A 13,400-nucleotide genomic window follows, 5' to 3' on the forward strand; every position below is an offset into this window, starting at 1 on the left:
TGGACGCACCGTCCGAGCCCCGCCCCGCGCCGTTACGCTGCACGGGTGACGACCACGCTCGACCCCGCCGCCGCCGACGCCCGTTCCACCGCCCTGCGCGAGGCCCTGCGCACGCGCGTCGTGGTGGCCGACGGCGCCATGGGCACGATGATCCAGGCCGCGGACCCCACCCTCGAGGACTACGAGGGGCACGAGGGCTGCAACGAGATCCTCAACGTGTCGCGCCCGGACATCATCCGCGCCGTGCACGACGAGTACCTCGAGGTGGGCGTCGACGCGATCGAGACGAACACCTTCGGCGCCAACTGGTCCAACCTGTCCGACTACGGGATCGACGACCGGATCCGCGAGCTCGCGCGGGCCGGGGCGGCGCTGGCTCGCGAGCGCGCCGACGCCTTCGCGACCGCCGACCACCCGCGCTGGGTGCTCGGGTCGATGGGCCCCGGCACCAAGCTCCCGAGCCTGGGGCACACCACGTACGCGCACCTGCGCGCGACGTTCGCCGAGCAGGCGGCCGGCCTGCTCGACGGCGGCGCGGACGCGCTGCTCGTCGAGACGAGCCAGGACCTGCTGCAGGCGAAGGCCGCGGTCACGGGCTGCCACGACGCGATCGCGGAGGTCGGCCGGTCGGCGCCGGTCATCGTCTCCGTGACGGTCGAGACCACCGGCACCATGCTCATGGGGTCGGAGATCGGCGCCGCGCTCACCGCCCTGCAGGCGATCGGCGTCGACGCGATCGGGCTGAACTGCGCCACCGGCCCGGACCAGATGAGCGAGCACCTGCGCCACCTCGCGCGGCACAGCGAGGTCCCGGTCACCTGCATGCCCAACGCGGGCCTGCCGGAGCTGGGGCCGCACGGCGCCGTGTACCCGCTCACGCCCGAGGAGCTGGCCGCGGCGCACACGCAGTTCGTGCAGGAGTTCGGCCTCGGCCTGGTGGGCGGCTGCTGCGGCACGACGCCGGAGCATCTGCGCCAGGTCGTCGAGGCCGTGCGCGGCCGCGCGCTGCCCGACCGGAACCCGCAGCGCGAGAACGGCGTCGCGTCCCTGTACTCGCACACGGACCTGCGGCAGGACACGTCGTACCTGGCCATCGGCGAGCGCACCAACGCCAACGGCTCCAAGGCGTTCCGCGAGGCGATGCTCGAGGGCCGATGGGACGACATCGTCGACATCGCTCGCGCGCAGACGCGCGACGGCGCCCACCTGCTCGACGTCTGCGTCGACTACGTGGGGCGCGACGGCGTCGCGGACGTGCGCGAGGTCGTCTCGCGGCTGGCGTCGGCGTCCACGCTGCCGCTGGTCATCGACTCCACCGAGCCGGCCGTGCTGCAGGCGGGGCTCGAGCTGCTCGGCGGCCGCGGCGTCGTGAACTCGGTGAACTTCGAGGACGGCGACGGCCCCGGCTCGCGCTACGCCAAGATCATGCCGCTCGTGCAGGAGCACGGCGCGGCCGTCGTCGCGCTGACCATCGACGAGGAGGGGCAGGCGCGCACCAAGGACGGCAAGGTCGCCATCGCCACCCGCCTCGTCGAGCAGCTCACGGGCGACTGGGGCATGCGGGTGGACGACATCATCGTCGACGCCCTGACCTTCCCCATCGCGACAGGTCAGGAGGAGACGCGGCGCGACGCCATCGAGACGATCGAGGCGATCCGCGAGATCACCACCCGCTACCCCGGCGTGCACACCACGCTCGGCGTCTCGAACGTGTCGTTCGGCCTCAACCCGGCCGCCCGCACCGTGCTGAACTCGGTGTTCCTGCACGAGGCGACGCAGGCGGGCCTGGACTCCGCCATCGTGCACGCGGCGAAGATCCTGCCCCGCAACGCGATCCCCGACGAGCAGTGGGAGGCCGCGGAGGACCTGGTGTGGGACCGCCGGCGGTACGACGACGAGGGCAACCTCGTCCACGACCCGCTCGCGCACCTCCTCGAGCTGTTCTCCGGCGTCGACGCCACCGCCCTGCGCGACCAGCGCGCCGCCGAGCTCGCCGCGCTGCCCGTCGGCGAGCGCCTGGAGCGCCGCATCGTCGACGGCGCGCGCAAGGGTCTCGAGGGGGACGTCGACGAGGCGCTGGCCGCCGGCATGAAGGCCCTCGACATCGTCAACACCCACCTCCTGGGTGGCATGAAGGTCGTGGGCGAGCTGTTCGGCTCCGGCCAGATGCAGCTGCCCTTCGTGCTGCAGTCCGCCGAGGTCATGAAGACCGCGGTGGCGCTGCTCGAGCCGCACATGGAGAAGGTCGAGGGCGGCGAGGGCCGGTCCAAGGGCACCGTGGTGCTCGCCACCGTGCGCGGCGACGTGCACGACATCGGCAAGAACCTCGTCGACATCATCCTCACCAACAACGGCTACACGGTGGTGAACATCGGCATCAAGCAGCCGGTGAGCGCCATGATCGAGGCCGCCGAGGAGCACGACGCCGACGTCATCGGCATGTCCGGGCTGCTCGTGAAGTCGACGGTCGTGATGAAGGAGAACCTCCAGGAGCTGGTCTCCCGCGGCATGGAGAAGCGCTGGCCGGTGCTGCTCGGCGGCGCCGCCCTGACCCGGACGTACGTCGAGGACGACCTCGCCTCCGCGTTCCCCGGCACCGTGCGGTACGCGAAGGACGCCTTCGAGGGCCTGCGGCTCATGGAGCCGCTCGTCGCCATCGCGCGTGGCGCCGACCCGGAGTCGGTGGGACTGCCCGCGCTGCGCAAGCGCCGGCACGGCGTCGTGACCGTGACGGAGACCGCGCCGGAGGACCTGCCCGCGCGCTCCGACGTCGCCGCCGACAACCCGGTGCCGGAGCCGCCGTTCTGGGGCACCCGCATCGTCAAGGGCATCCAGCTCGCCGACTACGCCGCGTTCCTCGACGAGCGCGCCACGTTCATGGGCCAGTGGGGGCTCAAGCCTGGCCGCGGGGACGACGGGGCGTCGTACGAGGAGCTCGTCGAGACCGAGGGCCGGCCACGGCTGGCCGCCTGGCTCGATCGGGTCCGCACCGACCAGATCATGGATCCCACCGTCGTGTACGGGTACTTCCCCGTGTGGTCCGAGGGAGACGACGTCGTGGTGGCGCACCACGAAGGACCGGACGGCGGTTCCGGCGGCGAGCCGGGTACCGAGCGCCTGAGGTTCCGGTTCCCGCGGCAGCGCCGCGACCGGCACCTGTGCCTGGCGGACTTCGTCCGCCCGCGCTCGTTCGCCGAGGAGTCCGGGCGGTTCGACGTGCTGCCCGTGCAGCTCGTGACCGTCGGCGACGCCGTCTCGGGGCACACCGCGAAGCTCTTCGAGGCGAACGCCTACCGCGAGTACATGGAGCTGCACGGCCTGTCCGTGCAGCTCACCGAGGCGCTGGCCGAGTTCTGGCACTCCCGCGTGCGCGACGAGCTCGGCTTCGCCGGCGAGGAGCCCACCGACGTCGAGGGCCTGTTCAAGCTGCAGTACCGCGGCGCGCGGTTCTCCCTCGGCTACCCCGCGTGCCCGGAGATGGAGGACCGCCACAAGGTCGTCGAGCTGCTGCGCCCCGAGCGCGTGGGCGTGACCCTGTCCGACGAGCTGCAGCTGCACCCCGAGCAGTCCACCGACGCGTTCGTCTTCCACCACCCCGAGGCGAAGTACTTCAGCGTCTGACGTCGGCCTGTCGGGGCGCGCGAGGTTCGACGTCAGGCGCGCGACCGGGGAGGATACGGTCATGATCACGCCGCAGACCGGTCACGACGTCATGCCCGCGGGGACCCGTCCGGCGATCACGGTGGACTCCTACCGGCCCACCGACCGCGCTGGCCTCTACGACGTCTGCCTGCGCACGGGCGACTCGGGCGAGGACGCCACCGGCCTGTACGCCGACGGCGATCTCCTCGGCCACGTCTACCTGGGCGCGTACCTCGAGCTCGAGCCCGAGCTCGCGCGTGTCCTGCGCCGAGAGGACGGTGCCGCCGTCGGCTACTGCGTGGCCACCGCGAGCACCACCGACTTCGAGCGCCGCTGCGAGGAGCGCTGGTGGCCGGCGCTGCGCGTCCGCTACGACGCCCCCGCCGAGGACGACGAGTCTCCGGACGCGCGGCTGCTGCGCACGATCCACTCGCCGTCCCGGACCGAGACCCCGTGGCTCGCCGAGTTCCCCGCGCACCTGCACGTGGACCTGCTGCCCGAGGCGCAGGGCGGAGGCCGCGGCCGCCGCGTGCTCGAGGCGACGCTCGACGCCGTCGCCGCCACCGGCGCACCAGGCATCCACCTCGGTGTCGGCGGGCGCAACGTGCGCGCCATCGGCTTCTACGAGCACCTGGGCTTCCGCACGCTGGAGCACCACCCCTGGGGCCTGACCATGGGGATGCGCCTGCCGCGCCGCTGACCCCGCCGGCCGCCGCGGTCGAGCCGACGACACGTCGTCCGCTGGGACCGCACCGCCCGGGTCGCGACCGTTGCCCGCGCGCGACATGATGCTGCTGTCTTGCTGACTCGACCACAGTGATGAGCACCGGGCCCCACGGTGGGTCGTCGCCAGACAAGGAGAAGGCGCCGTGCGCAGCACGACAGGTCGCAACGTCGCGACAGGCGTGACAGCAGCACTGCTGACAGCAACGTTCGTGGCCACCGGCGAGGCGGCCACCTCGAGCGACGACCCACCTCGGGACACCACGTTCCAGAAGGTCACGCTCAACGACCGGCCCGGCGAGCCGATGGACCTCGCGGTCCTGCCGAACAACGACGTCCTGCACGTCACCCGGGCGGGCGCCGTCTGGCTCAACGAGGCCCGCTCGGGCGTCAACCACCAGATCGCCCAGCTGGACGTCTACCAGCACGACGAGGAAGGACTGCAGAGCATCGCCCTCGACCCGGACTTCGAGGACAACCACTGGATCTACATGTACTACTCGCCGCCGCTGGACACCCCGATCGACGACCCCGCGACCCCGGACGTCAACGAGGGCGACGCGCCCCTGACCGGGACGCCGCAGGACTTCGCGCCGTTCGAGGGACTCATCCGCCTGTCGCGGTTCCAGTACCGGGACGGCGAGATCGACCTCGGCTCGGAGCAGCAGGTCATCGACGTGCCGGTCGACCGCGGCATCTGCTGCCACGTCGGCGGCGACATCGTGTTCGACTCCGACGGCAACCTCATCCTCTCCACGGGAGACGACACCAACCCGTTCTTCTCGGACGGGTACACCCCGATCGACGACTCCCCCGGGACCAACCCCGCGTTCGACGCGCGCCGCACGTCGGCCAACACCGACGACCTGCGCGGCAAGCTGCTACGGATCACGCCGGAGCGCGGCGGCGGCTACACCGTCCCGAGGGGCAACCTGTTCCGGCCCGGCACCCCGGACACCCGCCCGGAGATCTACGCGATGGGACTGCGCAACCCGTTCCGCATCGAGGTCGACCCCGAGACCGACGCGGTCTACGTCGGGGACTACTCTCCCGACGCCGGCGAGGCCGACCCGGCACGTGGGCCGGCGGGACACGGCAAGTGGACGATCGTCGACAGACCCGCGAACTACGGCTGGCCGTTCTGCGCGACGCCGGAGCTGCCGTACGTCGACCACGACTTCGCGACCGGTGATTCCGGGGAGCCGTTCGACTGCGCGAACCTGGTCAACGACTCCCCGTACAACACCGGTCGAACCGTGCTCCCACCCGTCGCGCAGCCCGACGTCTGGTACTCGTACGGCGTCTCACCCGAGTTCCCGGAGCTCACGGCGGGACCGGACGACGGCATCGGGCCGATGGCCGGCCCGGTGTACCAGTTCGACCGCAGGGACACCCTGCGGCCGCGGGCAGTCGCGTGGCCGGAGCACTACGACGGGATCCCGCTGTTCTACGAGTGGACGCGCGACTACGTCAAGGCCATGCACCTCGACCGGCGGGGCACCCTGGCGGACATCGAGCCGGTGCTGCCGTCGTTCGTGTTCGACAACCCGATGGACATGGAGTTCGGCCCGAACGGGGCGCTCTACGTCCTCGAGTACGGCGACGGGTACTTCGCCGAGAACCCGGACGCGCAGCTCGCCCGGTACGACCACATCGGCCGCCGCGGGAACCACAGTCCGGTCCCGGTCGTCGGAGCCGACGTCACGGCGGGCCTCCCGCCGTTGACGGTGCAGTTCACCAGCGCGGGGACGGCCGACCCCGACGGCGACCGGCTCCGCTACGCCTGGGACTTCGACGGCGACGGTGACGTCGACGCGCGCGGTCCCGACGCCACCCACACGTACGACGAGCCCGGCGTCTACCGCGCCACCCTGACCGTCATGGACGTCGGGGGACGCGACCGCGGCCGGCACGCCTCCGCCGACGTGGACGTCGTGGTCGGCAACGAGTCACCGCAGGTGAGCTTCGTGGCCCCGGTCGCGGGCCAGTCGTTCTCGTTCGGCGACACGGTGGACTTCGAGGTCGAGGTCACGGACGACCAGCCGGTCGACTGTGCCCGGGTCCAGGTGACGTACGTCGTCGGCCACGACGACCACGGCCACCCGCAGACGACCGCGTCCGGATGCACCGGGTCGATCGTCACCTCGGTGCCGTCCGGCCACGACCCGGAGAACGACACCCTTCGCGGGGTGTTCGTGGCCGAGTACACCGACCCTGGCGTCGACGGGCTGCCCGGCCTCACCGGCAGCGCCGAGGTGGTGCTCGTGCCCGCCGAGTGACCAGCACCGGGGGTGCCCGGCCCGTGCCGGGCGCCCCCACCCTCCGTGATGCCCTGCACGATCTGCCTCGACGACGAGGAGTCGACATGTGTTATGGATTTGACGGCCACGACGCGCTGCGGCGTTCGCTCGAGACCAGAGGTTCCCACCCGTCCGGCGTCAGCCGCCGCACCCTGCTTCGGGGGAGCCTCACCGGCGCCGCCGGGGTGGCGCTGGCCGGTACCGCCGCCACCGGTTCCGCCTCCGCCAGGCCCCGGGCGGGCCACGGCCCGCGCTGGGGGCGGCGCGTCCCACGGGGGAGGATCAGCATCCAGCTCTGGACCGTGCGGGACGGGCTCGGTGGCGGTCTCTACGACGAGACGCTCGGCGCCATCGCCGAGACGGGGTACCCCCGCGTCGAGCAGGCGCTCGGGTACTTCGGCCGGACGGCCCGCGAGCTGCGCGAGTTCTACGACGACCTCGGCATCCGTGCCTCGTCGTCGCACGACGGCATCTCCGAGTCCCGCGCGGCGCTGCACGAGAAGTTCCAGAACGCGACGACGCTCGGTCAGCGCTATGTCGTGGTGCCGTTCCTCGCGTCCGACTCGCTGGCGGACTGGAAGACATGGGCCCGCCAGATGAACAAGGAGGCGGCCCTCGCACGGCTGTACGGCCTGCGGTACGGCTACCACAACCACGCCCACGAGTTCACGACGGACCTGGGAGGCGGCGTCACCCCGTGGGACGTCCTCACCTCGCAGCTCGATCCACACCTCGTGCATCTCGAGGTCGACCTGTACTGGGTCGTGACCGGCGGGGTGAACCTCGGCCTGTCGAACCGGCAGGCCGAGGACTTCGCCATCCGCACCATCCGCAGGTCACCCCTCCGGGTGCGGCAGTACCACGTCAAGGACCGCCACGACGACGGGCCGGAGGAGACCAGCCACGCCGACCTCGGCACGGGCTTCATCGACTTCGCGCGCATCTTCCGCGCGCACGAGGTCGAGGAGTACATCGTCGAGAACGACACGCCTGACGTGACGTACCTCCAGACGGCGGACGTCGGCTACGACTACCTCCGCAGGATCCGCTACTGACCGGCGGTGGGCACGCTCCCCCGCAGGATCGACGTCATCTTCTTGCCGTTGGCGACCTCGTCGACGAGCTTGTCCATCCAGCGGATCTGCTGCATCAGCGGGTCGTCGATGTCCTCCACGCGGACACCGCAGATCACCCCGGTGATGAGCGACGCGTTCGGGTTCATCGCGGGCGCCTCGGCGAAGAACGTCTCCAGGTCCACCTCGTCGGCGATGACCTTCTCGAGGCCGGCGTCGTCGTAGCCCGTGAGCCAGGTGAGGACCCGGTCGAGGTCGTCCGTGCTGCGGTCCTTGCGCTCCACCTTCCGCACGTACAGCGGGTAGATGCTGGCGAAGGTCATCCGGCGGATCCGGTCGGCAGGCATCGGTCGCCCCCTGTCGTGACGGTCGGGTGTGCTCCTGCCGAGGCTACCGCGCGGGGAGCGCGTCGACAGCAGCCGACGACGCTCGCTCGAGCCGCGCCACGAGCGCGACGAGACCGGCAGCGAGCGGCACGAGCACGAGGTTGCCCAGCAGCATCGGGCGCAGGAACGGCAGGCCGGCGACGTAGCTGGCCAGCAGGCCGTCCAGCCCCGCAGGGTAGAACGTCCCGCGGCCGAGCCACCACACGCCCGCGTTGGTCCAGAGGTAGAAGAACAGCGAGCTGCCGACGCCGAAGCCCAGCGCGGCGACGAGGCGACCCATGGCGCCCCGGGTGCGGCCGGCCCACCAGGCGCCGACGCCGATCGCGGCCCACGCGGTCCACGTGAACACCAGCACCGAGGAGTTGCCGAGCAGCACGTCGCTCAGCGCCACCACGACCAGCGGCGCGAGCATCGCGAGCCGGTGGCGCAGCAGCCCGGCGGCGGCGAAGGCCGCGGCGGTCGAGAGCTCGAGGTTCGGCGGCGCGCCGAGGTCCGTCTTCACGAGCCGCCAGACGACGGCGCCCGCGACGAGCAGCACCGCCAGCGCGGGCCGCCACCACCGGTGCACGAGCTCGCGGGCGGTGAGCGGAGCCTCCAGGCGAGTGGTCGCGGCGCTCACTGCTCGATCTCCTCGAGCTTCCAGGTGATCGTCTGGCCGTCCTTCGTCTCGAGCGAGCCCGCCCCGACCTGGGCCAGCTCGTCGTCGACGTACAGGCCCCAGAACTCCGTCTCCGGGTCGGCCTCGCGCCCGCGGATCGCGGTGACGTACGCGTTCTCGCCCTTGCCCTGCACCTGGGCGTCCGGATCCTTCTCCTGCAGCAGCTCGAGAGCGGTCTTGCCGTCCACGCCCTCGTAGGAGAACTTGCCCACGTTCTCGGCCACCTGCTCGGAGGCCTCCACCGACGCGGACGCGGTGGGCGAGGCGCCGTCCGACGAGCCGCCCTCCGAGCACCCGGCGACGAGCCCCGCGGTCAGGGCCAGAGCGGGCAGGAGCACGAGCAGTCGAGGCGCCGTCCGGCGCGGTGCGGTCTTCACGGCCAGAGGGTACCCATCACCGGAGCGCACCCGCCGCTCGGGCCGCCATGCGGACGACGGCCCGGACGGGTCAGGCGTCGATGCGGGACTGGTCGAGGGTGCTCGCCCCGGCGACGATGAACTCCTTGCGGGGCGCGACGTCGCTGCCCATGAGCAGCTCGAACACGCGCTCCGCCGCCTCCGCGCCCTCCACCGTGACCCGGCGCAGCGTGCGGTGGCGCGGGTCCATGGTGGTCTCGGCGAGCTGGTCGGCGTCCATCTCCCCCAGGCCCTTGTAGCGCTGGATGTCCTCCTTGTACCGGCGCCCGGCCCGGTCGAGCTTCTTGAGCGTCGCGGTGAGCTCCGCCTCCGAGTACGTGTACAGGTACTCGTTCTTGCGCCGGCCGCTGCCCAGCACCTCCACCCGGTGCAGCGGCGGGACGGCGGCGAACACGCGGCCCGCCTCGAGCATCGGCCGCATGTACCGGTAGAAGAGCGTGAGCAGCAGGGTGCGGATGTGCGCGCCGTCGACGTCGGCGTCCGTCATCAGCACGATCTTCCCGTAGCGGGCGGCGTCCAGGTCGAAGGACCGGCCGGAACCGGCGCCGAGCACCTGGATGATGGCCGCGCACTCCGCGTTGCGGAGCATGTCGCTGATCGACGCCTTCTGGACGTTGAGGATCTTGCCGCGGATCGGCAGCAGCGCCTGGAAGTCGCTCGAGCGGGCCAGCTTGGCCGTGCCGAGGGCGCTGTCGCCCTCGACGATGAAGAGCTCGCTGCGGTTCACGTCGTCACTGCGGCAGTCCGCGAGCTTCGCCGGCAGCGACGACGCCTCGAGGGCATTCTTCCGCCGGGAGATCTCCTTCTGCTTGCGGGCCGTGACGCGCGCACGCATCTCGGCGACGACCTTCTCGAGAAGCAGGGCGGACTGCGCCTTCTCGTCGCGCTTGGACGACGTGAGGAGGGCGCCCAGCTCCTTCTCGACGACGCGGGAGACGATCGCCCGCACGGGAGCGGTGCCGAGCACCTCCTTGGTCTGGCCCTCGAACTGCGGCTCCGCGAGCCGGACCGTGACGACAGCGGTGAGGCCGGCGAGGACGTCGTCCTTCTCGATCCGTTCGGCCGCGTCCTTCGTGGAGACCTTCAGACGACGCGCGTTCGCCTCGATCTGCTTGCGGACGGTCTTGAGCAGGCCCTGCTCGAACCCGGACAGGTGGGAGCCGCCCTTGGGCGTCGCGATGATGTTGACGAAGGTGCGGACCTCGGTGTCGTACCCGCCACCCCACCGCAAGGCCACGTCCACCTCGCAGTCGCGCTGAACCTCCTGCGGCGACATGTGACCGCGTGAGTCCAGCACCGGCACCGTCTCGGTGAAGTGGCCGCTGCCCTTGAGCTGCCACGTCGACGTCACCGGGGCGTCGGGCGCGAGGAACTCGACGAAGTCGATCGCGCCGCCGTCGTGCTGGAAGACCTCCTCGTGCGGGCCGGACTCCCCCGGCGTGCCCGGCAGACCGCGCTCGTCGCGCAGCGTGAGCTTCAGCCCGGGGACCAGGAACGTCGTCTGGCGGGCGCGCGTGACCAGCTCGTCGTAGCTGAACACCGCCGTCTTCGGGAACACCTGGCGGTCCGCCCAGTAGCGCACCCGGGTACCGGTGACGCCCCGCTTGGTCTTCCCGACGATCGCCAGCTCGGACCCCGACACGAACGGCTCGAACGGCGACTCCGGGGACGGCCCGGAGACCGGGTCGGAGAAGACGCCCGGCTCGCCGCGGTGGAACGTCATCCGGTGGGTCTTGCCACCGAGGTCGACCTCGACGTCGAGGCGCGCCGAGAGCGCGTTGACCACGGAGGCGCCCACGCCGTGCAGTCCGCCCGACGCCGTGTACGAACCGCCGCCGAACTTGCCGCCGGCGTGCAGCTTCGTGAAGACGACCTCGACGCCGGTCAGGCCGGTCTTCGGCTCGACGTCGACCGGGATGCCGCGGCCGTCGTCCTCGACCGTGACCGACGAGTCGGCGTGCAGCACCACGCGGATGTTCGTCGCGTGCCCGCCGAGGGCCTCGTCGACGGAGTTGTCGATGATCTCCCACAGGCAGTGCATGAGGCCGCGCGAGTCCGTCGACCCGATGTACATGCCGGGGCGCTTGCGCACGGCCTCGAGGCCCTCGAGGACGGTGAGGTGGCGCGCGGTGTACCCGGACTCGGAGGTGGCAGTCACGGGAACGAGGGTAGACGACCGAACAGGTGTTCTTGTGCGCTCCACGCCGTCGGACTGTGCTCCACGCCGCTATGCCCGGAGCGAACCCGGCCCGGGTCCGGGATGCTCCGGGCCACCTGTCTGGTTGGATGGTCATGTGAGCACCACGACGACCGAACCGACCCAGCCGCTGACCGCCGCCGACCGCTGCGACCGCTGCGGCGCCCAGGCGTACGTGCGAGTGGTCCTGCCTGTCGGAGAGCTCCTCTTCTGCGGGCACCACGCACGCGCGCACGCGGACGCCTACCAGGGTGTCGCCGTCCACGTCCAGGACGAGACGGACCGGCTCCACGAGGAGCACGGGGCGCGCTGACCCGGCGCAAGCACACCGACCCCACGAGAGCCCCGCACCGTCCGGTGCGGGGCTCTCGTGCGTGGGGGGCGGGGCGACGGCCGAGGCCGGCGAGGATCAGCTGCTGCGGCCCGAGAGCGAGCCGACCCACGACGCCCGGACGCCGAGGGTGGTGCGCCACCCGTCCGCCGTCTTGGTCCGCGACACCTTCGTCCCCATGGCCGAGGTGGCCGTCAGCGTCTTGATCTGGCCGCTCGACCACCGAGACGTCACCGCGATCGAGCGCACCGACGCGAGGCCGAAGACCGACCTGGCCGTCGCCTGCGTGATCGAGTCGCTCCACGTCAGGTACGGGTTGCCGGGCGCCTTGGCCGAGTACGTGTCGGCGACGTGCGCGAGGTAGGGCAGAGCCGCCGTCCCGAACACCTCCGTGTTGGTCGCCGTGCCGCGGCGCCCTCCCGCGCTGCCGGTCGACGCGAAGTACGGCGTCTCCGCGAACCCGCCCTCGGCGTCGCGCAGCACGGTCACCGTGCCGTCCTGCACCGTGGCGTCCACCGCCGCGACCCAGGCGCTCCCCCAGCTCCCGCCCTGCTTCTTCCAGCCGGTGTAGTGCTGCGAGCGGGTGTCGTCGTAGACGTGGCAGCCGCACGTGGACTTCAGGCCCTTGACCTTCTCGACGATCGCGTAGTTGCGCGCCGCGACCGCCTGCGCCTCCAGCGCCGCAGCACCGCGGTTGCTGCTCGCGCCCCAGCCCGAGGGCATCTCGTCCAGCCCGTAGAGGTACTCGGTGTTGATGACCACCTGGTTGACGACGTTCGGCCGGTCCGACCGCTTCGTCACCACCAGGCGTCCGTTGCGGTAGGTCCCCTGGGCGCCCGCCACGGTCGCGACCGCCCTCGTCCCGGTGGGCTGGTAGTTCCGCGTGCCGGACCACTCGTACGTCAGGCTGGAGCGCGCGGACACGCTCTTCGTCGTCGCACCGCCCTTCGTCACCTTGGCAGTCACCCCCGAGGGCGCGACGCCGACGGTGACCTTCTCCGCGGCTCCGCCGCTCGCCACGACGGCCCCCGCCGGGTCCATGAGCCGCCAGGCTCCGGAGCCGACCGCCAGCACCGTCGTGGTCCGGCTGTCCGACGGCGGTCCGAGCACCTGCACGTCCAGGGTGGTCCGGGGGTCGTTCGCCGTCGAGACGGTGGTGCCCGGGTAGTAGTAACCGAGGATCTGGGCCGCGGTACGACCTGAGCGCGACTGCTCGTAAGCGCCCCACTGGGCCATCCCGACGCCGTGCCCCGAGCCCGAGCCGGAGATCGCGAACCGCACCGGCACCACGAGCACCGTGACACCGCCGCTCGTGGCGTGGCTGGTCCTGAAGCGGTACGTCGTCGAGGCGGTGGGCTTCACCGTCGTCGACACGCGGCCCGTCGACCCGGTCCGCACGGTGCGGACCTTCACCCACGACGTCCCCGCCTTGCGCTGCAGCGTGACCGTCGCGCCCCGCACCGGCTGGCCGGACTTGAGGTAGCGGACCGTGAGGGACTTTCCGGTCGCCGCCGTCGTCGTCCCTCCGCCGGAGCCCGTCAGCGACCAGGTCGCCGCCTGCGCCGCAGGCGCCACGAGCACCGACGCGAGCGACAGCGCCAGGGCGACGACGAGCGCGAGCAGGGCGACGACCCGGGGCCGCCCGGGGAGGGTCGTGGTCTGGAGCACGCGGAC

The 13,400-nt window shown here is 71.8% G+C and carries 10 protein-coding genes; 5 read left to right on the top strand and 5 right to left on the bottom strand.

Annotation, left to right across the window (positions count from 1 at the left end; genetic code table 11):
• The first annotated feature begins 45 nt into the window (after nt 1-45).
• The 4 genes from metH (at nt 46) to ACQP6G_RS08080 (ending at nt 7,720) form a co-directional block, all read left to right on the top strand.
• Complete coding sequence (gene metH / locus ACQP6G_RS08065; protein WP_429763750.1) at nt 46-3,621, top strand: methionine synthase; 3,576 nt, start codon at nt 46-48, stop codon at nt 3,619-3,621.
• Nucleotides 3,622-3,682: 61 nt separating this feature from the next.
• On the top strand, nt 3,683-4,342 hold the full coding sequence (locus tag ACQP6G_RS08070) for a GNAT family N-acetyltransferase (protein WP_429763751.1): 660 nt from the start codon (nt 3,683-3,685) through the stop codon (nt 4,340-4,342).
• 169 nt (nt 4,343-4,511) lie between these two features.
• Nucleotides 4,512-6,644 carry a PQQ-dependent sugar dehydrogenase gene (locus ACQP6G_RS08075; protein WP_429763752.1) on the top strand — a complete coding sequence of 711 codons (2,133 nt, stop codon included), beginning with the start codon at nt 4,512-4,514 and terminating at the stop codon, nt 6,642-6,644.
• A gap of 86 nt (nt 6,645-6,730) precedes the next feature.
• Nucleotides 6,731-7,720, top strand: a complete 990-nt coding sequence (locus ACQP6G_RS08080; protein ID WP_429763754.1) for a sugar phosphate isomerase/epimerase family protein — start codon at nt 6,731-6,733, stop codon at nt 7,718-7,720.
• Here ACQP6G_RS08080 and ACQP6G_RS08085 read toward each other — a convergent pair.
• From ACQP6G_RS08085 to ACQP6G_RS08100, 4 genes are all read right to left on the bottom strand, one after another.
• A complete protein-coding gene (locus ACQP6G_RS08085; RefSeq protein ID WP_429763755.1) occupies nt 7,714-8,061 on the bottom strand; it encodes a DUF2200 domain-containing protein in 348 nt (115 codons plus the stop codon). The two genes, ACQP6G_RS08080 and ACQP6G_RS08085, sit on opposite strands and share 7 nt — an antisense overlap.
• 67 nt (nt 8,062-8,128) lie before the next feature.
• A complete protein-coding gene (locus tag ACQP6G_RS08090) occupies nt 8,129-8,743 on the bottom strand; it encodes a DUF6580 family putative transport protein (protein WP_429763756.1) in 615 nt (204 codons plus the stop codon).
• Nucleotides 8,740-9,159 (bottom strand): DUF4430 domain-containing protein, encoded by a 420-nt coding sequence (locus tag ACQP6G_RS08095; RefSeq protein ID WP_429763757.1) that lies wholly within the window; start codon nt 9,157-9,159, stop codon nt 8,740-8,742. Before ACQP6G_RS08095 ends, ACQP6G_RS08090 begins: the two co-directional genes overlap by 4 nt.
• Nucleotides 9,160-9,229: 70 nt before the next feature.
• Entirely contained in the window at nt 9,230-11,356 is a 2,127-nt protein-coding gene (locus ACQP6G_RS08100) for a DNA gyrase/topoisomerase IV subunit B (protein WP_429763758.1), read from the bottom strand.
• Between the two features lie 136 nt (nt 11,357-11,492).
• Here ACQP6G_RS08100 and ACQP6G_RS08105 point away from each other — a divergent pair, with 136 nt between their 5' ends.
• Complete coding sequence (locus tag ACQP6G_RS08105) at nt 11,493-11,708, top strand: DUF7455 domain-containing protein (RefSeq protein ID WP_429729875.1); 216 nt, start codon at nt 11,493-11,495, stop codon at nt 11,706-11,708.
• A gap of 96 nt (nt 11,709-11,804) precedes the next feature.
• Here ACQP6G_RS08105 and ACQP6G_RS08110 read toward each other — a convergent pair whose 3' ends face one another.
• A complete protein-coding gene (locus ACQP6G_RS08110; protein ID WP_429763759.1) occupies nt 11,805-13,394 on the bottom strand; it encodes a SpoIID/LytB domain-containing protein in 1,590 nt (529 codons plus the stop codon).
• Nucleotides 13,395-13,400 lie beyond the last annotated feature (6 nt).

This window comes from Isoptericola nanjingensis, assembly GCF_050311635.1.
GTDB lineage: Bacteria > Actinomycetota > Actinomycetes > Actinomycetales > Cellulomonadaceae > Isoptericola > Isoptericola nanjingensis.